The 21,028-nt window shown below is 51.0% G+C and carries 19 protein-coding genes; all 19 read left to right on the top strand.

Going from position 1 to position 21,028, the window contains the following annotated elements:
* Nucleotides 1-21: 21 nt before the first annotated feature.
* The 19 genes from Q4E40_RS04165 (at nt 22) to Q4E40_RS04075 (ending at nt 21,023) form a co-directional block, all read left to right on the top strand.
* Entirely contained in the window at nt 22-1,161 is a 1,140-nt protein-coding gene (locus tag Q4E40_RS04165) for a hypothetical protein (protein WP_303410243.1), read from the top strand.
* Nucleotides 1,162-1,467: 306 nt separating this feature from the next.
* Nucleotides 1,468-1,854 carry a hypothetical protein gene (locus Q4E40_RS04160; protein ID WP_188500446.1) on the top strand — a complete coding sequence of 129 codons (387 nt, stop codon included), beginning with the start codon at nt 1,468-1,470 and terminating at the stop codon, nt 1,852-1,854.
* Between the two features lie 371 nt (nt 1,855-2,225).
* A complete protein-coding gene (locus tag Q4E40_RS04155) occupies nt 2,226-2,690 on the top strand; it encodes a hypothetical protein (RefSeq protein ID WP_303410242.1) in 465 nt (154 codons plus the stop codon).
* A gap of 112 nt (nt 2,691-2,802) precedes the next feature.
* Entirely contained in the window at nt 2,803-3,795 is a 993-nt protein-coding gene (locus tag Q4E40_RS04150) for an AAA family ATPase (RefSeq protein ID WP_303410241.1), read from the top strand.
* 170 nt (nt 3,796-3,965) lie between these two features.
* The gene (locus Q4E40_RS04145; RefSeq protein ID WP_303410240.1) at nt 3,966-4,154 is read left to right on the top strand and encodes a hypothetical protein; all 189 of its coding nucleotides are present in this window, start codon (nt 3,966-3,968) and stop codon (nt 4,152-4,154) included.
* Nucleotides 4,155-4,595: 441 nt separating this feature from the next.
* Entirely contained in the window at nt 4,596-7,319 is a 2,724-nt protein-coding gene (locus tag Q4E40_RS04140) for a TonB-dependent receptor (RefSeq protein ID WP_303410239.1), read from the top strand.
* A gap of 69 nt (nt 7,320-7,388) precedes the next feature.
* Nucleotides 7,389-8,522: a hypothetical protein gene (locus Q4E40_RS04135; RefSeq protein ID WP_303410238.1), complete on the top strand. Its 1,134-nt coding sequence runs from the start codon at nt 7,389-7,391 to the stop codon at nt 8,520-8,522.
* A 432-nt stretch (nt 8,523-8,954) separates the two neighbouring features.
* Nucleotides 8,955-10,142: a porin gene (locus Q4E40_RS04130; protein WP_303410237.1), complete on the top strand. Its 1,188-nt coding sequence runs from the start codon at nt 8,955-8,957 to the stop codon at nt 10,140-10,142.
* A 95-nt stretch (nt 10,143-10,237) separates the two neighbouring features.
* Nucleotides 10,238-11,218 (top strand): PstS family phosphate ABC transporter substrate-binding protein, encoded by a 981-nt coding sequence (locus tag Q4E40_RS04125; protein ID WP_303410236.1) that lies wholly within the window; start codon nt 10,238-10,240, stop codon nt 11,216-11,218.
* A 75-nt stretch (nt 11,219-11,293) separates the two neighbouring features.
* On the top strand, nt 11,294-12,169 hold the full coding sequence (gene pstC, locus Q4E40_RS04120) for a phosphate ABC transporter permease subunit PstC (protein WP_303410235.1): 876 nt from the start codon (nt 11,294-11,296) through the stop codon (nt 12,167-12,169).
* The gene (gene pstA, locus Q4E40_RS04115; protein ID WP_303410233.1) at nt 12,162-13,019 is read left to right on the top strand and encodes a phosphate ABC transporter permease PstA; all 858 of its coding nucleotides are present in this window, start codon (nt 12,162-12,164) and stop codon (nt 13,017-13,019) included. The genes pstC and pstA overlap by 8 nt, the downstream gene beginning before the upstream one ends.
* Nucleotides 13,020-13,029: 10 nt before the next feature.
* The gene (gene pstB / locus Q4E40_RS04110; protein WP_303410232.1) at nt 13,030-13,794 is read left to right on the top strand and encodes a phosphate ABC transporter ATP-binding protein PstB; all 765 of its coding nucleotides are present in this window, start codon (nt 13,030-13,032) and stop codon (nt 13,792-13,794) included.
* A 59-nt stretch (nt 13,795-13,853) separates the two neighbouring features.
* Nucleotides 13,854-14,531, top strand: a complete 678-nt coding sequence (phoU, locus tag Q4E40_RS04105) for a phosphate signaling complex protein PhoU (protein ID WP_303410231.1) — start codon at nt 13,854-13,856, stop codon at nt 14,529-14,531.
* Nucleotides 14,532-15,014: 483 nt separating this feature from the next.
* Entirely contained in the window at nt 15,015-15,656 is a 642-nt protein-coding gene (locus Q4E40_RS04100) for a heme exporter protein CcmB (protein ID WP_303410229.1), read from the top strand.
* Between the two features lie 184 nt (nt 15,657-15,840).
* Nucleotides 15,841-16,506: a cytochrome c biogenesis protein gene (locus tag Q4E40_RS04095; protein ID WP_303410228.1), complete on the top strand. Its 666-nt coding sequence runs from the start codon at nt 15,841-15,843 to the stop codon at nt 16,504-16,506.
* Nucleotides 16,493-16,774 (top strand): CcmD family protein, encoded by a 282-nt coding sequence (locus tag Q4E40_RS04090; protein ID WP_303410227.1) that lies wholly within the window; start codon nt 16,493-16,495, stop codon nt 16,772-16,774. The genes Q4E40_RS04095 and Q4E40_RS04090 overlap by 14 nt, the downstream gene beginning before the upstream one ends.
* 114 nt (nt 16,775-16,888) lie before the next feature.
* Nucleotides 16,889-17,314 carry a cytochrome c maturation protein CcmE domain-containing protein gene (locus Q4E40_RS04085; RefSeq protein WP_303410226.1) on the top strand — a complete coding sequence of 142 codons (426 nt, stop codon included), beginning with the start codon at nt 16,889-16,891 and terminating at the stop codon, nt 17,312-17,314.
* Nucleotides 17,315-17,392: 78 nt separating this feature from the next.
* Nucleotides 17,393-19,990: a cytochrome c biogenesis protein CcsA gene (gene ccsA, locus Q4E40_RS04080; RefSeq protein WP_303410225.1), complete on the top strand. Its 2,598-nt coding sequence runs from the start codon at nt 17,393-17,395 to the stop codon at nt 19,988-19,990.
* A gap of 169 nt (nt 19,991-20,159) precedes the next feature.
* Entirely contained in the window at nt 20,160-21,023 is an 864-nt protein-coding gene (locus tag Q4E40_RS04075; RefSeq protein WP_303410223.1) for an O-fucosyltransferase family protein, read from the top strand.
* Nucleotides 21,024-21,028: the final 5 nt, after the last annotated feature.

The following is a 21,028-nucleotide window of genomic DNA, read 5'->3' as shown; positions in this document are numbered from 1 at the left end:
TTACGAAAGAAAGGTATACCAATGGAAGACAAATATAATCAATTAAGGCTTGAACGTTACAGCAAAGAACTGGCAAATGTGCTTTGCGACCGCCACTTTGCTGCGCACGACACCATTAACGGACCACAACTTATTGGCTTTACGCCCATTAAACAGGTCAATTTGTTTGTGATCAAGGAACTCCTGCTCAGGTGGCACCACGAGATGGCCAACCTGCGCAGTCCGTATTTTGACTATGAACATGAAGAGGTAAAAGAAGCGCTGCTCAACTTTATGAATGTGCTCTCGCGCAAGATCCTGATCAAGCGCGACGCCTTTGAACCCCTGCTTCAGAAAGCGATCCTGGATACGTTCCTGCTCAAACTGTCCCCTGCAAGCATGTTCGAAGAGAAGTTCCTGCGTATCCAGGAGGACATCACGCTGTCCAAACTGCAGGAAAACCTCAAGTACATCGACCTGGACAAGGCCCTGTTTGCGGGTTTTGTAGGCACGCTCTCCCCTTCTAACCGCGACCGCGACTACATCCTGAGCCGTTTCAGGCTATACCTGAACGCCAACCGCGACAGCATTGCACCATTGGCTGAGGTACTGCAGGCGTTTAACAGCCTGTTGCCGATCACGGAAGAAGAAATCAGGCAGCAGCAAATTTCGCCTTTGGCCGCTTACGCTGCTTCCGTAGCCAAGCCCACGCCAGCCGCACCGATCGAGGAAAAAGACGTGGTAGCGCCCATTCACATGGCGCAGCGCGAGGCCTCTATACCTGTTACGAAGCCTGCCCCGGCACCAGCAGTGGCAGCAGCGCCCCGGCCTGCCGCCATGGCCGACAACAACTTGAACGAGCGCTTTAGAGCGGAACGGCCTACCATGAACGAAAGGTTCAGCAAGCCGGCCTCCGCTTCCATTGGCGAATCGCTGGGCAACGGCAAGATAGAGTCGCTTAAAAACTCCATTTCGATAAACCAACGCTTCAGCTTCATCAATGAGCTGTTTGATGGCGACAACATGACCTACTACAACACAATTCAGCAGCTGGACCAGTTCAGGAGCCCCGATGAGGCGACGCACTTTATCACCAACGACCTCTCCCGCAGGTATGACTGGACCAAAAAGCAGGACAGCGTGAACAAACTCCTCCGCCTGATCGAGCGCAAGTTCGCCTAGGCGCAGGCCATATGCCTCACAGAAAGGACCTCTCCCCCGGGAGCAGGTCTTTTTTTATACCTATCAGCTTTAGTCTCAAATCACTACCCTGCCCCATTTTTTACCAAAGTAAAATAATTCAATACAGGTATGCCCTGGGGCGTTGCAAATACGGATTCGAAACATTATTTATGCATTTTCTTTGGGAGGTGAAGAGGAGGCCATCGTGTTTTTATGTATCTGTTCGGGAAGAAAACAGTATACTTTATGCAACACCCAGAGAATAACCGCTCGTACTAACAATTCAAAATAACCTTATTATCAGCCATGAGAGACGATTTCGATTACGATGACGACTTAGATTACAGCTTCGATGATGAAGAGGAGGAGGATGACTTCGGGATGACCTTCGAAGAGGATTTGTACCTGATGATACGGGAGAAACTCCGCGACACCATTCAAGAGTTTAAGGGCGAGCACCCTGCCCTGAAAAAGCTGGAGACGCACGTGAGTAGTTTTAAGGTGAATGCCAAAAACACAGACGACTCTAAATTCTACCCGCTGGCAGCCAAATTGCTGCTTGAGCACATAAAACCATTAACCCAGGACTCGGAAGAGATTTTGGAAATTTACGAGAACATGCAAACTGACATCGGTCGCTTCAAAAACCAGCGCGCCCATGGCCACGAAGGAGAATTTTACCTGACTGCTTAGAACAGAACCCGAAAGCACTTATAGAAGAAGCCGCTCTATACCTAAAGGGCGGCTTCTTCTATATATAAATATAAATTATTTATAATATTTATTCCTTATTATTTAAAAGGGCAAAGTTTTTGCTAGCTAATTTGCAATCCTATAAATCTAATTACCGTAGGTATAGTACCAATTGTTCCGATTTATAATAAAACCGATATAGGGCAGGTTGGCTTCGTATAAGAATTAATATTTATTTACCTTTGTACCGGACTTACATGCAACCATTTGGTGCTTCCGGGAATCCTGGATATAGTTAACACCAATTTTTAGCTGTGATACACTCGCTACGACTCAACACGAAAATAAACAAACTTAATACTCCATCAGGAATGGCAGTAACACGACTTCTTGGTGGTGAAAGGCACCTTATCCAGACGGTGGATAAGAAGCTTATCCTTACGACGCACCGCGTGATGATGCGGCAAAATAACTGGCTCTTCAAAAGTTGCCAGTCTGTAATGCTTGAAGACATCACTTCCTGGCAAATCAAAGCCACAGGCAAGCCCCTATACCTGGCGTTGAGCGTCATCTCAGCCTTTTTCGTTTACTTCAACGATGTATTTGCCCTCCTCAGCGGCTTCTTTTTGATGCTATACCTGATGACCCGGCAGCATCGCATTCATATCGAAGCGCCCTATACCACCATGATCCTGCCGATTGAAGATGTGGAGGAGAACAGGCTCAACAGCATGATCGAGCTGGTGCGGCAGGCCAAGCGTGAACGCATGGAAACGCTGAAGCAACAGGCACAAAACCCCATTGCATTTGAGACAGAACATAAAAAGAGCGCCTAGGGCGCTCTTTTCTTTTCAGCTCTTTTTATACTACACCTGCACAGCTGGAGTCAATTAATTGCGCCCCTCCCTTAGAATTCCTATATTTAGGGCCCTTAAATGCCATTGAGCTATGCCAGCAGAAGAATTAGTATATCAGGACCAGGTGAAAGACCACCAGCAGAAAATAAAGCAAGTGTTTCAGGAAGTGGGTAAAGTGGTGGTCGGACAGTCCTACATGGTCAATCGCCTGCTCATTGGCTTGTTCACCGGCGGCCACATTTTGCTGGAGGGCGTGCCCGGCCTGGCCAAAACGCTCACCATTAACTCACTGGCCCGCGCCCTGCGCCTCGACTTTCAGCGCATCCAGTTCACCCCCGATCTTCTGCCTGCCGACCTGATCGGCACCATGATCTACAACCAGAACGCCTCGCAGTTTGAGGTAAAGAAAGGGCCCATTTTCGCTAACCTGATTCTAGCCGACGAGGTGAACCGCTCCCCTGCCAAGGTGCAGTCGGCTTTGCTGGAGGCCATGCAGGAAAAACAGGTCACCATCGGCGAGACGACCTATAAACTGGACCTGCCTTTTCTGGTGCTGGCCACGCAAAACCCGGTGGAGCACGAAGGGACTTACCCGCTGCCCGAGGCGCAGGTCGACCGTTTCATGATGAAGGTATACATCGACTACCCCAAAAAATCAGACGAGCTGGAAATCATGCGCCGCATGGCCAACATGGCCTTCAACGACACCGTGAACAAGGTGCTTTCCAAGGAGGACATCTTCGCCATCCGCAGCGAGATCAACCAGGTACAGATTTCGGAGACGCTGGAAAAGTATATCATCGAACTGGTGTTCGCCACCCGCCGCCCTGCCGAGTACGACCTCAACGAGTTTGCCGACTACATCCAGTTTGGCGTGTCGCCGCGAGCCAGCATTGCTCTGAACCGTGCCGCCAAAGCCATCGCCTACTTCGACGACCGCGACTACGTGCTGCCCGAGGACATTAAGGAAGTGGCCCACGATGTGATGAACCACCGCATCATCCTGAACTACGAAGCAGAAGCCGACGGCATCCGCACCAAAGATTTTATCGAAGCCATCCTGCGCAAAGTGCCGATCAGCTAAAGTTTTGCGCTATACCTATACCTATACCTGCAGGTATAAGGGCGTGCGCCTCGCCATAGATCTCCTTTCATAAATAGCTTCTATACCTTTCCGTAAGTTTTAACCCCGGCTGTTTTGTGCAGATACACAGCGCAGCCGGGGTTATGTGTTTCCCACCTAAGGTATAAACTATGTTAAGAGGCTTATTCAGGTTCTGGATGTTGAGTAAATTGTTTGGCGGCCGGGGCGGTGCAGGCGGCGGAAGAGGCCGTGGTGGCTGTGGCGGTATTGGTTGCCTGGGCATCATCGTGCTGGCGATACTGGCCTACTTCCTGTTTCAGTACCTGGGCGGAGATGCAGGCACGACCGCTGACTTTTAAGGTATAGCTTTGTGAGGGTATACCTCCCCACAGGTATGGCAATAATAGAAGGGCCCGCTCTTTCGAGACGGGCCCTGTGCGTAGTGTGGGAGACTAAGCCACACTACTATTGATTGCAGCAATTGATCTCACCCATAATGCGCAATCAGTTTCTGATGAAGGCAGGATTGATGCAGCAAATCTATACCTGTAATATTAGCTGTAGATTATTGCAAGGTTACTATATTGTTAAAACCTTTCCCGGCTACCATCCGACTGTCGCTATCATAGCGGCTTTTACATCCTGTCAGCGCCGAAACCGACACAATCACCCATATGTTATCTGAATATCAACAGGTTATAAATAAATATTAGGTTTTATTAATAGAAACTTAACCCCCCATTAATATTGAGGTAATATAGTCCCTCTACTTTTGTCGCATCAATAAGACTACAAATACAATGCGACAGAATCTCACCACAGTTCTATTTTTCCTGCTATCCGCTTTCCTCTCAGTGCATGCGCAGACGGGCAGCATACAGGGGGCCATCAAAGACGCCACGAACGGCGAAGAGTTGATCGGCGCCATCATCAAAGTACAGGGAACGGGGCTGGGCGCTCCGTCGGATGCCTCCGGCCATTTCCGCATCGACAATATAAAAGAAGGCACCTATACCTTAGAAGTCAACAGCCTGTCCTACACGCCTAAAACGATTGCTAATGTTACCGTGATGGCAGGCAAAACAACAACTGTAGACGTGTCGATGGAGCAGAACACGTCGCAACTGGCGGAGGTAACCATCACGGCAAAAGGCAACAGGGAAACCGAACAAATCTTACTTCTGGATCAGAAAAAATCGGTAATTGCCACGCAGGCCATTGGCGCCCAGGAACTCTCCAGGAAGGGCGTTAGTGATGCTGAAGGCGCAGTTGCAAAGATTTCGGGCATTTCAAAAAGTGACGGTTCAAAGAATGTATTCGTTCGCGGCCTGGGCGACCGTTATAACACCACCACCCTGAACGGATTCGCCATACCTTCTGAAGACCCTGAATTCAAGAACATCTCACTCGATCTCTTCACGAGCGACATGATTAAGTCAGTAGATGTGAACAAGGTATTCTCAGCGTCTATGAATGGCGATGTAGGGGGCGCTTTAATCAATATCAATTCAAAAGAACTTGTTGATGACAATGCCTTTCAGATCGGCATCTCAACCGGCATAAACAGCCAGGTGCCAGGCAGTAACTTCTCGCTACCAGATGGCATGAACAAATTTGGTTACGCCGCTGCATCTGGCATACCGGCAGGCCAGAACGGCGAGGCGTATGTTACAAGTCATTTCTTTAACAACTCACTTGACCCGGCACAGAAAAGTCCGCTCCTCAACAGTGGCGTTTCCTTTTCGGGAGGCAGCAGATTCCTGAACAAACACCGCTTTTCTGTAATGGGCTCCATGGATAACAAGTACCATTACCAGGAAGGAGTCGCCCGGTTGATTACAGCAACCAATCCAGAGAATCCTTTCCGCGATTTTGACTACCAAAGATCCATGCGCAGCGCCTCCCACATGCTGGCGGGCAACCTGGAGTTTAACCTCAACAACAGCCAACTGAATTTCAACTCCCTGTACCTGCACACCGCCACGGCTGCCGCCTACGACTTCTATGGCAAAGAAACAGAAATCTTCCAGAAGGCAGAGGATCATAATTCCGAAGGCCACCAAAGGCGTTTGCAGGTCAACGACAACTCGGTATTTATAAACCAGCTCATCTGGAACGGAGACCTCTCGGACAGGATAACCTATAACGTAGGTGCTGCGGTGAACCACGTCATCGGACAGGAGCCTGACCGCAGAATCTTCATGTTGCCGTCTATCGGAAACGGCATGGTGGAACTAGGTATGGGAGAAGGAAGAAACCAACGCTTCAACAGCAAATTAACAGAAACTGCTTTCATCCCTAAAGTTAACCTGCAATACACGCTTTCGGCAGACCCGGAAAAACTGTCTTACATCGAAGTCGGCTATAGCGGCAGGGTAAGCTTCAAAGACTTCTCGGCTCCCATTTACAACTTTATCTGGTCTGGCGGGCAAGGCACGCTCCCCACTTTCAGATTAGATGATATCCGCCTCGACCCATACTTTAACCAGGAGAGTCTGGCTAACGGCAATTTCAGGATCGAACACTTCAACGACACCTACGATGTTAAATGGAACAACCATGGCGCCTATGTTGATATGGTGCACAAGGTTGGAGACAAGCTCACTCTGAATGCAGGGGTAAGGGCAGATGATGTTAACATGGAGATCAACTATAATGTTAACCGTGGCGCTGACCAAGGGTCTAATACGATAGATGAACTCTTCCTCTCGCCCAGCTTTAACGCCAAATACGAGCTTGACGATAAAAACCATTTAAGAACAGGCATCAGCCGCACCTATACCCTGCCGCAGGACAGAGAGGTGTCGCCCTTCATCTACCAGGGGATCTTTGGCCCGGAGAATGGTAACCCGAATCTGAAACCCTCCACCAATTACAACTTCGACCTGAAGTGGGACTATTATCCGGCAGCAGGCGAGCAGATGTCGGTGAATGCCTTTTACAAACATATACTCAACCCAATTGCGCGGGTAGACCAGGGCAACTCGGCAGGCCTGAGAACCTACGACAACGTGTCGAACCACGCAGTGGCAGCCGGTCTTGAGGTAGAAGTGCGGAAATCGCTGATGAACTTTGCCGAGAAACATCGTTTGAATGCCGGCCTGAATGCGTCCTACATCCACACGAACGTAAATCTCCCGTCTTTTTTTACGGCCTCCTCCTCTACCCTGGAAGGCGCCGCTCCTTATATACTGAATGCGGACCTGACTTATAATTTGGTAACCGACAGAAATGTGGACGTAACGTCTGCGCTGGTACTGAACTACCTAAGCGACAAAGTACACACCCTGGGTACACGTGGCTTCAACAACCTGATCGAAAAAAGCATCACAACCTTGGACTTTGTTACCGCAGTGGGCCTTAACGAGCACCTCAAGCTCAGTCTGAAAGCCAAAAACCTCTTAAACCCTGCCTATAAACTCACCAGGGAAGGTGCCGGCTCCGATACAAATGCTCAGAGCGTTACAATCGGCAGCTATAAGAGAGGTGTCCAACTTGATTTCGGGGTGACCTACCAGTTTTAACAATTCGATAACCCTCCGGTCACATTCAGTTGATCTACCAATTCTAAATTTGTATAAACAATAAGAAAAATGAAAAAGACATTCCTTTACCTGTTACTCCTTCCGCTGGGACTGTTCTCATGCAACGACGACGACACGACAACTCCGGAACCAGGGCCTGCGGCCACAAAAGAACTAAGCGGTGATATTTCTACCGACGTAACGCTTGACGCAAGCACCGAATACAAATTAACTGGGTCGCTGCTTGTGGTTAACGGAGGAAAACTCAGAATACCGGCAGGCACAGTTATCAAGGCCGATAAGGGCTTTAACAAGTACATCCTGGTGGAGCAGGGCGGCCAGATCTTTGTGAACGGCACAGCCGACAAACCGGTTAAAATAACCTCTGCAGCAGCTGATCCGAAGCAGGGCGACTGGGGTGGTTTGATCATTAATGGAAAAGCAAGACTTTCCGGCCCGGCTGGCAAAGTGACCACCAGCACCACAGAAGTGAACCCGGCTGTTGTCTACGGTGGTGATAATAACAACGACAACTCGGGCGTAATAGAATACCTTATCCTGGAGTATACCGGCGCAAAGTCCTCAGCCGATATCGAGCACAATGGCCTGACTCTAAATGGCGTGGGAAGTGGCACTAAAATCGAAAACGTTTACATACCGTACGGTGCTGATGATGCAGTTGAGTTTTTTGGTGGCTCCGTAAATGTAAAGAACCTAATGGTAGTGGACTCTGACGACGACATGTTTGACGTAACGCAGGGCTGGTCGGGCACACTCGATAACGCCTATGGTGTTTGGAAGGCCGGCTACACCAGTACAGAGTCCGACCCAAGAGGCGCTGAGCTGGACGGCAACCTGGACGGCAACACTCCTGGCGACGTGAACCAGTCTGATTTCATCTTCAAGAACATCACGATCGTAAACGAATCTACTTTTGAGATGCAGGATGCTGTGAAAGTGCGCAGAGGCGCCAAGGCCACTATCTCCAACCTCTTGGTTAAAGGCGGTGCTGTTACAGACCTGATCGACCTGACGGATGGCAAGGGCAATGGAAATGCGGGAACTGTCATTGAGTACCATAATGGCGGCATGACAGTTAAAGGCCAGGAAGTGAAGAACCCTGACAATGCTAACATTAAAGCCAACAGCGCTATCACAGGTGCCAATACATCAGCGTTCGGCTGGACTGGCTACAAGTTCTAAGTAAGAGTTACCCTATAATCGGGCTGTCACAGATTTCCTCTGTGACAGCCCGATTTGTTTATTACAACTCCAGGTAGAACAACCTGCCATGTTTCGTCGCTTGGCAAGGCGGGCCTTATTTTTGACTTGATAGTAATCGTGAGCCCCACCCATTGCACGCGCTTTGCCGGCAGCACCTTTGTCCGCTCCCCTATACCTGCCTTCTCCCATCAAATCTTAATTCTTAACATAACGGTAACATGGTCATAACCTTCAGATAATATGCAAGTAGTAATATTGCACCGTGCTTCAGAACAAGCACCAATGGCCTGACTAACCCTTGCAGCGTTCTGAAGTACACCAAGAAGTGCGCGGCTTAGACTACTGCGCACTAAGTAAGAAACAGAACAGCATGGCATTAGCTTAATTCTCACCCTTAACTAATTACAGCGCGTGAACCACAACCTCAAAGGAGTCCTTTTGGTGCTCTTCTTCGGCCTCTTCTATACCTCCAGCACACAAGCCCAGACCGTAAACAACACCAGGTTCGGCAAAGGCCTCCAATTCGTGGCCGCTGATTCCTCGTTCAGCCTCAGGCTCGGCACCCGCTTTCAGCTACTTTACCAGGGCGGCAACACGCCTGACACCGGCAACTGGGACGACCGCTTCCTAATTCGCCGCGCGCGCCTGAAGTTCGACGGCTTTGCCTTTTCTCCGAGATTAGAATATAAGATAGAGCTCGGCCTGAGCAACAGCGACATCGGCAGCGACGTGCCCGACCAGACCAATAACGCCGACAACATCATCCTCGACGCGGTGGTCAAATGGCAACTCACCCCGAACCTGCAACTGTGGGCAGGCCAGACCAAACTGCCGGGCAACCGCGAGCGCGTGGTCTCCTCGCAGAAGATGCAGTTCGTGGACCGCAGCCTGCTCAACTCCCGCTTCAACCTCGACCGCGACGCAGGTCTGCAACTGCACCATGAGCACCAGTTAGGACAGGTTGTGCTGAGAGAGATCGGCTCCATCTCTATGGGCGAAGGCCGCGACATTACCGTGAACAACACGGGCGGCTACGACTACACGGGCCGTTTTGAGATACTGCCTTTCGGAGCGTTTAAAGGCGGCGGCGATTACGTAGGCAGCGACATCGAGCGCGAGCAAACACCCAAACTCGCGCTGGCTACTTCTTTCGACTACAACAACAACGCCGCACGCGAGCAAGGGCAGCTAGGCGACTTTCTGAGCGACACGCGCAGCCTGCGCACCTGGTTTGTGGATGCCATGTTCAAGTACCGCGGCTTTTCGGCCATGGGTGAGTATGCCGACCGCAAAGCCACCGATGGACCGGTGGTGCTGCGCGACGAGTTGGGCGCCGCAGCGGAAACCTTCGTGACGGGCAGGGCCCTGAACCTGCAGGCGGGCTACCTGCTGCCGAGCAACTGGGAAGTGGCTGGCCGCTATACCGATTTCAACCCGACAGCCGTGACAGGTATACGTCCACAGGACCAGTATACCCTGGGCCTGTCAAAATACATAGTGGGGCATTCGCTGAAGGTGCAGAGCGACGTGACGCTGATACAGGAAGCGGGTCGCGAAGACCGTACCCAGTTCAGATTACAGATGGAATTAGCCTTATAATAAAACCAACTGATTGCCAAATAAGTACATCCGCTTAATAATTCAACACAAACAGAACAGACACACTGAACTTATACATCCTAAAATCAAATTGTATGCTAAACCTTAGCTTTTCCCGATTCAAACTTAGCGCAGCCATCCTGTTGGGTGCTTCGCTTGCTTTCACCTCGTGCGGCGGCAACACCCAGGAAGGCGGCAGCGACATGTCGGGTTCTATCGCAATTGACGGCTCTTCTACGGTATACCCTGTGACGGAAGCCGTGGCCGAAGAGTACCGCGCAGAGGCTCCGGACGTAAAAGTGACCGTGGGCGTGTCGGGCACGGGCGGCGGCATGAAGAAATTCTCGCGCGGCGAAATCGACATCGTAAACGCCTCCCGCTCTATCAACGATTCAGAAGCGCAGACGGCAAAAGAGAACGGCATTTCGTATGTGCAGCTTTCAGTGGCTTACGACGGCCTGACAGTGGTTGTGCACCCTTCCAACGACTGGGCGAAAGACATTACTGTGGCCGAGCTGAAGAAAATGTGGGAGCCTGAAGCGCAGGGCACCATCAAGCGCTGGAACCAGATCCGCCCGGAGTGGCCTGACAAAGAGATTCACCTCTATGGCGCAGGCGTGGAGTCTGGCACGTACGATTACTTCACCGAGGCCATTGTGGGCAAGAGCCACTCGAGCCGTGGCGACTATACTGCCAGCGAAGACGACAACGTGCTGGTGCAGGGAGTGTCAACTGACCCGCTGGCGCTGGGCTTTTTCGGATACGCTTACTATGAAGAAAACAAGCAGAAGCTGAAAGCTGTACCTGTAGACAACGGCGCTGGCCCTATCCTGCCGTCGCTGGAAACCGTGAAGGACGGTTCTTACGCTCCGCTTTCGCGCGCGCTGTTCTTGTATGTCAGCTCGAAGGCCGTGGTTAGACCGGAAGTGGTGGACTTCATTAACTTCTACCTCGAAAACGCAGGTGAACTGGCCCAGGAAGTAGGGTATATCGCCCTGCCTGACAACGTGTACAACGAGCAGAAACAGAAGTTCGAGCAGTTTGCCACCGGTGCCGCTACGGCCAAACAACAATAATAATATCCTGAAATAACCAGCGCAGGTATAGCCCACGGAGACAAAGGCTATACCTGCGCTTCAATCAAAAGCACCTTGAGAGTACAGGAGAAAATCATAGAAGGCTTGCTGTGGCTGTCGGCCGCCATCACGGTGCTGGTCACGGCCAGTATCATTTGGGTGTTGCTGTCGGAGTCAGTCCAGTTTTTCAGCGAAGTGTCCATTGTGCGCTTCCTGACGGAGAAGGAATGGACGCCCCTTTTTGCTGAGAAGAAATTTGGCATCATGCCGCTCGTAGCGGGCACCTTCCTGACCACGGCCATTGCCATTGCGGTGGCACTGCCCATCGGGCTCACCATCGCCATCTACCTGAACGAGTATGCCCATGCCCGCTTCAAAACCTTTATCAAACCACTGCTGGAGGTGTTGGCCACTATACCTACGGTTGTCTACGGCTTCTTTGCCCTGACCGTGGTAACGCCTTTCCTGCAATCGTTTATACCGGGGCTGGCGGGTTTTAATGCGCTGTCGGCAGGCATCGTAATGGGCGTTATGATCATCCCGATGATCTCCTCGCTGAGCGAAGACGCCATCAGCGCGGTGCCCCGCTCTTTGCGCGAAGCCGCCTACGGCATGGGCTCCACCCGACTGCAGACCGCCTTCGGGGTGATGGTGCCCGCCGCCTCATCCGGTATACTGGTGTCGGTGATCCTGGCTATTTCCAGAGCGGTGGGTGAGACCATGATCGTGGCCATTGCGGCCGGTCAGCAGCCGCGCCTCACGCTCAACCCGCTGGTGCCGATCGAGACGATCACCACCTACATTGTGCAGGTGAGCATGGGCGATGTGCCGCACGGCTCGCTGGAGTACCGCACTATTTTCGCGGCAGGTATGACGCTGTTCGTGTTCACGTTTCTGCTGAATAACCTCAGCTTCTGGATTAAAAAGAAATATCAGGAAAAGTATGACTAACTCCGAGAAAAACCGCCTCAAAGACAAGGCCTTTCAGGTGTTCGGCATTTTTTGTACCTTCATCGGACTGGTGGTACTGGCCATCTTCCTGATCGATATCGTAATAGAAGGTATAGGCCGCATTGACTGGGACTTCCTGACCAGCCTGCCTTCGCGCCGTGCCGCCCGCGCAGGTATACTGACCGCCTGGGCAGGTACGCTCTGGATTCTGGTGCTGTCCGCTCTGATTGCCTTCCCGCTAGGTATAGCCGCCGGCATCTACCTGGAGGAGTACGCCAAAAAGACGAAGCTCTCGGATTTCCTGGAGATCAACATTGCCAACCTGGCCGGCGTACCGTCCATTATCTACGGTTTGCTGGGCTTGGAGCTGTTTGTGCGTTTTATGCATCTAGGACCGGTTTTGCTGGTCGGTGCGCTCACGCTCTCGCTCCTTATTCTGCCTATCGTGATTGTAACGACCCGCGAAGCCATCAAGGCCGTGCCCCGCACCATCCGCGACGGTTCTTTTGCGCTGGGCGCCTCTAAATGGCAAACGGTGTGGAACCAGGTACTGCCCGCCTCGTTTGGCGGTATCCTGACAGGCGTGATCCTGGCGCTCTCACGGGCGGTGGGCGAAGCAGCTCCGCTGATCGTGATCGGAGCGCTGGCCTACGTGCCTTTCGTGCCGTCCTCTCCGATGGATGAGTTCACAGTACTGCCGATTCAGATTTTCAACTGGACCTCGCGTCCGCAGGCGGCCTTTTTGACTAATGCGGCGGCCGCCATTATTGTCCTGTTATTGATTACCTTCTTGCTGAACGGCATAGCGGTATACCTGCGCCATCGTCAGCAAAAGAAAATAAAATGGTAAGTTTTCACCCATGACCAAAAAACAAAGTAAGTTAGAAGCCAGTAACCTTGACGCCTTCTACGGCGACTTTCAGGCGCTCAAAAACATCAACATCGCCATGGAAGAGAAGGCCGTGACCGCCTTTATCGGTCCGTCAGGCTGCGGCAAGTCCACGTTTCTGCGCACCCTTAACCGCATGAACGACTACATCGACGGTTTCCGCATCCAGGGCCAGATCCAGTTGGACGGCCGCGATATTTATGCCGCTGATGTTCGCGTGGACGAGCTCCGCAAGGAAGTGGGCATGGTGTTCCAGAAACCCAACCCTTTCCCGAAAACCATTTACGAAAATGTGGTCTATGGTCTCAAAATACAGGGTATAAAGGACAAGAAGCTCCTGCAGGAAACCTGCGAGAAGTCGCTGCAGCAAGCCGCTCTATGGAACGAAGTGAAAGACAAGCTCGACAAGTCGGCCCTGGCGCTTTCGGGTGGCCAGCAACAGCGCCTGTGCATTGCCCGCGCGCTGGCCATACAGCCTTCGGTAATTCTGATGGACGAGCCTGCCTCGGCCCTCGACCCGATCTCCACTGCCAAAATCGAAGACCTGATTCACGAGCTGAAGAAGGACTACACCATCGTGATTGTGACGCACAACATGCAACAGGCAGGCCGCGTGAGTGACCATACCGCCTTCTTTTACATGGGCGAGCTGGTGGAGCATGCCAAGACCAAAACCATGTTCACGAGCCCGAAAGACACCCGCACCCAGAACTACATCACGGGCCGTTTCGGTTAACAGGCAAGTACCACTGATTCACGTATAGCAATTTAATCTCACGCAAAAAAGACATACGAATGCAACATATTGATGAAGAACTGCACCGCTTGCGGGAAAAGCTGTTGGAGATGTGGGACCTGGTTGACCACCAGCTCACCAGCGGGCGCGACGCCGTGATGAATGCCGACCATGAACTGGCGGACCGGATTATCAAGCTTGAGCGCAAGGTCAACAACTACGACATCAAAATCGACCGGATGTGCGAAAACTTTATCGCCCTGTATACCCCTGTGGCGGTAGACCTGCGCACTGTGTTGGCCGTGCTCAAGATAAACACCAACCTTGAGCGCATTGGCGACACTGCCGAAGGGATGGCCCACTTCGTGAAGAAACTCGACCGCCCCTTCGATCCCGAACTGATAGAGCTAACGAGTATGATGGTGATGTATGACCAGGCGCTTGCCATGTTCCGCGAATGCCGTGTCGCGCTCGTAAAAGACGACCCCAAGCTCGCCAAGGAAGTCATCAAGCTCGACAAGGCTCTCAACAAAATATACCGCAAATCGGACGTGATCATCACCAAATACCTGCAAGCCAACCCCGACCGCATACCTGAAAGTCTGGCGCTGCTTTCCATTATTAAAAAGCTGGAACGTGTAGGCGACCAGGTGACCAACATGGCCGAGGAAATCATCTTTTACCGCGAGGCGAAAGTGGTGAAGCACAAAAAGAAGAAGAAAAAGAAGGATGAATAAATTGTTGAATTGTTGATGGTTTAATTGTTGGTTCGCAGGGCGTAAATTCAATAAGCATAAACGTATTTTTGGCGCAGGTTTTCGAACTTGCGCTTTTTTTATGAATTCGGGTTTGTGATGAATGGGCGCAGATCCCCTTGCCTTAATGACCTTGCTCACAGAGGCTTGGTTATACCTAGCGCCCTCGCTCGCGCCCCGTGCGTGCGCTAACGGGCGGACTCTGGCCGCTAGTATGTGCCTGCGGCATAAGCAGCGGGACGCCACCAAATAGCGTACACTCGCCAGAGGCATTGCTTTAATGTACACCTGCTATACCTGAGCTTCCCTCCTGAGGCATCTAGCTGTTTACAACCACCAACTTCATACCCTGACGCTGGAATTATACCCCTGCCAAGGTATATTCCACTCCTTAGTAATTATACAATTTGTGTCGTACCTTTGCGCAAAATCACGAAGGTGCTGTTCAAAGAAGTCATATACTTAATGCAGAAGGATTTCCTGCTGGAGTGGCGGCAGAAGTATGCTTTCAACGGCATGCTGCTCTACGTCAGCAGCACGGTGTTCGTCTGCTACCTTAGCTTCGGGCTCCGCTCGAATGCCCTGCAAGTGCCCGTTTGGAACGCCCTGTTCTGGATCATTCTGCTCTTCACGTCAGTCAACGCCATTGCCAAGAGCTTTATGCAGGAGAACCGTGGCCGATTGCTCTACTTCTACTCCATTGTGAGTCCGCAGGGCATCATTCTGGCCAAGATCCTCTACAATGCCTGCCTGATGCTTGTGTTGGCGCTGATCTGCTTTGTATTTTATGCTTTCGTGCTGGGCAACCCCGTAGAGGACATCCCGATGTTTCTGCTCAGCATTCTGCTCGGCGCCATCGGTTTTGCGACCTCGCTCACCATGATCTCAGGTATAGCCTCCAAGGCCGCCAACAGCGGCACGCTGATGGCGGTGCTCAGCTTCCCGGTGATCGTGCCCATGCTGCTAATGCTGATTAAAATGTCTAAAAACGCCATGGATGGACTGGAGCGGGCTGCCAGTCTCGACGAACTGCTGACTTTGCTTGCCATAAACATGATCGTTGTCACTGTTTCTTATATTTTGTTCCCGTACCTTTGGCGTTCGTAAGGCAAAGCGCGACGAGCGAGGTATAGCCAACACAAAAACCAGGCACAAGAAGCTGATTCAGCGAAAATTAATAGACAGTTCAGACGTAGATTTGCGACAATTCTGGCGATAGAACTGTTAGAAATAAAAAGCAGATTGGAAACCGGCGCCGGCTGGCTTTCGTCAAAATAAGAGAAGAAGGAACATGAAGAAGAACTGGTGGAAAATACTGACCGTGCTGCTGCTGGTGTTTACCGTGGCAGTAGGTATGCTGTCGGAAGTTCCCCGACTGGCCATCCTCAATGAAACCATCCGCAACCTGTACTTCCACGTGCCCATGTGGTTCGGCATGATCCTGATCCTGCTGGTTTCGGTGGTATACTCTATCAAGTACCTGCGAAAGCCGAGCATCAAAAACGACGTCATTGCGCACGAAGCCGCTAAAGTGGGGATACTTTTTGGCGTACTGGGTATTGTGACAGGTATGGAGTGGGCCAAGTTTACGTGGGGTGAGTACTGGAGCAACGACCCGAAACAGAACGGTGCGGCTATTGGCCTGCTGATTTACTTTGCTTACCTCGTGCTGCGCAGCTCTTTTGCCGAGCAGCAGCAACGTGCCCGCATCAGCGCCGTGTACAACATCTTCGCGTTTGCGGCCCTTATTCCTTTGCTTTTCATCCTGCCCCGCCTGACGGATTCGCTTCACCCAGGCAATGGAGGCAACCCCGGCTTTAATGCTTACGACCTCGACAGTAGCCTGCGCATGGTGTTTTACCCGGCCGTGTTGGGCTGGACACTGCTGGGCGTCTGGATTATAAACGTGAAATCGAGACTTGAATTACTGAGACAACGCATATATGAAAATGTTTAGAATACTGGCCATCTGCTGCTTTATGCTGGGCGTATTGTTCGCCTTTGAGCCAACCGTGGCAATGGCTCAAGATCAGATGGTGGAATTTTCGTCGGCTCCGCAGCAAAACATCGAGATGGCTGATGCCCTGCGCCAGGATGGCAAAATCTACGTGGTGGTAGCCGTGCTGCTGACCGTGCTGGCGGGCGTGCTGTTCTACCTGATTGCCCTCGACCGCAAGGTGGGCCGACTGGAAAAACAGCTGAAAGACGAGTACGTAAATCGCTAAAACTTTTTTGCGCTACCGGGGCAAAAAATGACAAATATCCCTACCTGCGATGGATTTAAAACATCCAGACGTGTGTTAGGCTAACAGAAACAGAGTATCTATAATCAGATAAAGATGAAAAAGTCACACATCATCGGCATTATCGTTATCGCCATGGCCATCGGTATCATCATGACCACAGCTGGCGACGCGAGCACCTATGTTTCATTTGGCGATGCCATAGAAATGGCTGAAGACGGCAAAACCACTAAAGTACACGTGGTAGGGCGCCTCAAGAAGGATGACCAGGGACACATTGTGGGTATGCAGTATGAACCGATGAAGGACCCGAACTACTTCGCCTTTACGCTCGTGGACACCAACCGCTTCGAGCAGCGCGTGGTCTACTTCAACCCAAAACCACAGGACTTTGAGCGCTCTGAGCAAGTTGTGATAACCGGCAACATGCAAAACGATGTGTTCGTGGCCGACAAAATACTACTCAAGTGCCCGTCTAAGTACACGGAGAACGAAATCCAGACCAATACCGCAGGTATATAAATAAGTTAAGAGTTGAGAGTAAACCTCTTAGCACCGCACAACTCATAACTTTTAACTTTACACTTTTAACTGTCAGAGATGATTAATACGCTGATTGGAGACTTTGGCCACGCCAGTGTGATTGTAGCTTTTGTAGCGGCCATCGTAGCCTCCTATGCTTATTTCATGGCCGCGCGCCAGAAAACCGAAGAGAGCGGCGATACCAGCTGGCGCAAACTGGCGCGTATCGCCTTTTATGTGCACAGTGCAGCCGTAATCGCTATTATCTTCAGCCTTTTCAACATCATTTACGAGCACCGCTACGAGTACTACTACGCCTGGAGCCACTCGTCGAACCACCTGCCCGTTCATTACATGATCTCCTGTTTCTGGGAGGGCCAGGAAGGTTCGTTTCTGCTTTGGATGTTCTGGCACGTGGCGCTGGGCCTGGTGCTGATGAACGCCGGCAAGAAGAACAAGCAGTGGGAAGCGCCTGTGATGGCTATCTTCTCTTTCGTGCAGATCTTCATCTCGTCCATGATTCTGGGTGTGGTGATCGGCGATTTCAAGCTGGGCTCCTCTCCTTTTATCCTGATGCGCGACTTTATGGCCGACGCTCCGGTGTTTGCCATGGACCCGAACTTTAGGCCAGCCGACGGCACAGGCCTGAACCCGCTGTTGCAGAACTACTGGATGGTGATTCACCCTCCGACCCTGTTCCTGGGCTATGCCGCTTCGCTTGTTCCATTTGCTTTCGCCATTGCCGGTCTTTGGAAAGGCAAGTTCAGCGAGTGGATTCGTCCTGCGCTGCCATGGTCACACTTTGCGGCCGTAACGCTGGGAATCGGCATCATGATGGGTGCTTACTGGGCTTACGAAACACTGAACTTCGGTGGCTACTGGAACTGGGACCCGGTGGAGAACGCGGTATACATTCCGTGGCTCGTGCTGGTGGGCGGTATCCATACCATGATCGCTTACCGTCGTAGCAAGCAAGGTTTGCGCGCTACGTTCATCCTGGTGATCACTTCTTTCGTTCTGATTCTGTACGCTACCTTCCTGACACGAAGCGGTATTCTGGGCAACGCCTCGGTACACTCCTTCACCGACTTAGGTCTGTCAGGTCAGCTGTTCACCTACATGATGGTGTTCACGGTGCTTGCCATCGGCCTGTTGGTGCATAACTGGAAGAAAATCCCGACGACAGAGAAAGAGCTTTCGACCTACAGTGCTGAATTCTGGGTGTTTATTGGTGCTGCCGTGCTTTGCCTGGCCGCTTTCCAGGTGCTGGTAACTACTTCTATACCTGTATACAACTCCTTCCTTGGTTTCATTGGAATCGAGTCGAACGCAGCCCTACCGGCCGACCAGATTGAGCACTACACCAAGTTCCAGCTCTGGGCAGGTGTAGCCATCGCTATCCTGACAGGCGTAGGCCAGCTGCTGTGGTGGAAGAAAGCGAACAAGAAGAGCTTCAAGGACGCCATCACCATGCCGCTGATGCTTACGCTGCTCTTCGCCAGCCTGGTGATTATCCTGTCCAACAAGTTTGATGTTTTCACTTTCAAACTCGACAACCCGGTGTACATCCTGCTGTTTGTGGTATCGCTGTTCGCAGTGTTTGCCAACTTCAGCATTATACTTGGCCTGCTACAGAAGAAGATCACCCTGTCAGGCGGCGCCGTAGCACACATCGGTATAGCGCTGATGCTGATCGGCATCCTGTTCTCTTCCGGTTACTCCAACATTATATCGCAAAACAACTCAGGCCTGCTTTACTCACGTGAGTTCCCTGACGAAATTAACCGCGACAACGTGCTCCTGTGGCGCAACACGCCTGTGCAGATGGACCGGTTCAAGGTGAGTTACCACGGTCAGTTCCAGGAAGTGGAGGGCGTACCTGGCTACGTGAACAAAGAGCTCCTGTACCAGACCGACGATATGTACAGGGCCATCGCCCGTGGTAATATTCAGGTGAAGGACAAGGTATACTTCCAGACAGGTGATACGCTGGATCTGGTTTCTCCGGAGAATACTTATTACGAAGTGAGTTACGCAAGCGACAAGGAAAATTTTGTGCTATACCCAAGAGCGCAGGTTAACCCGAACATGGGCCTCCTTGCCTCCCCGGACATCAAGCACTTTGCTGGCAAGGACCTCTATACCCACGTGTCCACTGTTCCGGACCCGAATGAAGAGAAGGACTGGGGTGAACTGCAGGAGTATGAGCTCTCAGCCGGTGACACCATCGTCATCAATGACTACATCGCAGTATTTAACGGCATTGAGCAAATTGAGCAAGTACCTGGCGTTAAGTTGGCTGAAGGCGACGTAGCGGTTCAGGCCGCCATGAAGATCATGGGCGAGCGCAAGAACTACCACGCCCACCCTGTGCTGATGATCAAAGACCAGATGATGGGCCGTGTGCCAGAAATCATCGAAGACCTGGGTATACGCATCACCTTTATGAACATCGACACGGAGAACCACCGCTTTACGATTGGCGTGAACGTAACCCAAAAGGACTACATTATCCTGAAAGCAATGGAGAAGCCGTTCGTGAACATTCTTTGGATCGGCACCATCATCATGTCCATCGGCTTTGTGATGGCGATTCTGCGCCGCAACAAAGAAGGGAACACAGGCGAAGGGAAAGCTCCCAAGGTGAAAGAGGAACGTAAGGCACAGGTAGCGTAAAACTGCTTAATTGTGTTAGATTTGTAAGGCAGGCTTATAAAGGCCTGCCTTACTTGTTTTTGACATTTCAAGAACTGACACGAGGTGATTAAATTAATTGGCTTTAGGTCCCCTAATGAATAGTGTCGATAAACTATACCTTAAACCAGTGGGTGGGTTATGCAACAGGATGCGCGCCATTGATTCTGGTGTTGCATTGGCAGAGCAGCTTAATAAACAGCTTGTTGTGTACTGGGGGAGAGACCAATGGTTAAATTGCGGGTATGCTGATCTATTTAAGCCTTCGCCTGACTTTGAGGTTATGGAGGAGAAGCAATGGGCAGGCAAAAAGTCCTTATTCCCTTACTTACCGGGCTCTAAACCAACAAGCTTTAGTAAAAAAAGCCTGTATGCGCTAACTAAAACAGCACTTGATATAGTATCGGAAATATGGTACGAGGATATTGAGGATGCGGTAGCTCAGCTTGATACTATTGTACAGCCTGAGAATATAAAGAATATGCAGGAATATGAGCCGCGATCAGTTACATGCATCAACCCCTTACTGGAGATATTGCATACTAAAGGAAGTAGTTTTGTATGTTCCGCGTGGAAGTTATTCCCAGGTCAAAACTATGCCCAGCACTTTATTCCGATTGATCCAATCCTAAGCCAGGTAGACAAGCTGAGCAGACACTTCGGCAATACAATTGGCGTGCACATACGTCGTACGGACCATACAATAGCCATCACGCATAGTCCTCTGCAAAAATTCATTGCGGCGATGGATCATGAAGTCGCAGAAAAAAACGCGAACTTCTTCTTGGCAACTGACTGTAAGGCAACGGAAGAAGAACTCCTGAAAAAGTATTCTAACAGAATAGTCGCATTCCAGAAGAGTAACTATAGTAGAAACTCGGTTCAGGGTATACAAGAAGCTTTAATTGATTTATATTGCCTTTCCAAAACAGATAAAGTCCTAGGCTCTTATTACAGCTCCTTTTCTCAGGTGGCGGCTGAGATCTCAGGTATAGAAGAAGTAACGATTCACTAAGGAAG

Source organism: Pontibacter coccineus (assembly GCF_030546575.1).
Lineage (GTDB): Bacteria > Bacteroidota > Bacteroidia > Cytophagales > Hymenobacteraceae > Pontibacter > Pontibacter coccineus.
The sequence above is the reverse complement of the archived record's forward strand: the minus strand, read 5'-3'. Positions and strand labels throughout refer to the sequence as shown.

Excerpts from the sequence above, each read along its gene's own strand:
- phoU (WP_303410231.1), top strand. The coding sequence starts at position 13,854 with ATGCAACATATTGATGAAGAACTGCACCGCTTGCGGGAAAAGCTGTTG.
- Q4E40_RS04150 (WP_303410241.1), top strand. The coding sequence starts at position 2,803 with ATGCCAGCAGAAGAATTAGTATATCAGGACCAGGTGAAAGACCACCAG.
- Q4E40_RS04085 (WP_303410226.1), top strand. The coding sequence starts at position 16,889 with ATGAAAAAGTCACACATCATCGGCATTATCGTTATCGCCATGGCCATC.
- pstB (WP_303410232.1), top strand. The coding sequence starts at position 13,030 with ATGACCAAAAAACAAAGTAAGTTAGAAGCCAGTAACCTTGACGCCTTC.
- Q4E40_RS04165 (WP_303410243.1), top strand. The coding sequence starts at position 22 with ATGGAAGACAAATATAATCAATTAAGGCTTGAACGTTACAGCAAAGAA.
- Q4E40_RS04125 (WP_303410236.1), top strand. The coding sequence starts at position 10,238 with ATGCTAAACCTTAGCTTTTCCCGATTCAAACTTAGCGCAGCCATCCTG.
- Q4E40_RS04095 (WP_303410228.1), top strand. The coding sequence starts at position 15,841 with ATGAAGAAGAACTGGTGGAAAATACTGACCGTGCTGCTGCTGGTGTTT.
- ccsA (WP_303410225.1), top strand. The coding sequence starts at position 17,393 with ATGATTAATACGCTGATTGGAGACTTTGGCCACGCCAGTGTGATTGTA.
- Q4E40_RS04160 (WP_188500446.1), top strand. The coding sequence starts at position 1,468 with ATGAGAGACGATTTCGATTACGATGACGACTTAGATTACAGCTTCGAT.
- Q4E40_RS04155 (WP_303410242.1), top strand. The coding sequence starts at position 2,226 with ATGGCAGTAACACGACTTCTTGGTGGTGAAAGGCACCTTATCCAGACG.
- Q4E40_RS04100 (WP_303410229.1), top strand. The coding sequence starts at position 15,015 with ATGCAGAAGGATTTCCTGCTGGAGTGGCGGCAGAAGTATGCTTTCAAC.
- Q4E40_RS04140 (WP_303410239.1), top strand. The coding sequence starts at position 4,596 with ATGCGACAGAATCTCACCACAGTTCTATTTTTCCTGCTATCCGCTTTC.
- Q4E40_RS04090 (WP_303410227.1), top strand. The coding sequence starts at position 16,493 with ATGAAAATGTTTAGAATACTGGCCATCTGCTGCTTTATGCTGGGCGTA.
- Q4E40_RS04145 (WP_303410240.1), top strand. The coding sequence starts at position 3,966 with ATGTTAAGAGGCTTATTCAGGTTCTGGATGTTGAGTAAATTGTTTGGC.
- pstA (WP_303410233.1), top strand. The coding sequence starts at position 12,162 with ATGACTAACTCCGAGAAAAACCGCCTCAAAGACAAGGCCTTTCAGGTG.
- Q4E40_RS04135 (WP_303410238.1), top strand. The coding sequence starts at position 7,389 with ATGAAAAAGACATTCCTTTACCTGTTACTCCTTCCGCTGGGACTGTTC.
- Q4E40_RS04075 (WP_303410223.1), top strand. The coding sequence starts at position 20,160 with ATGCGCGCCATTGATTCTGGTGTTGCATTGGCAGAGCAGCTTAATAAA.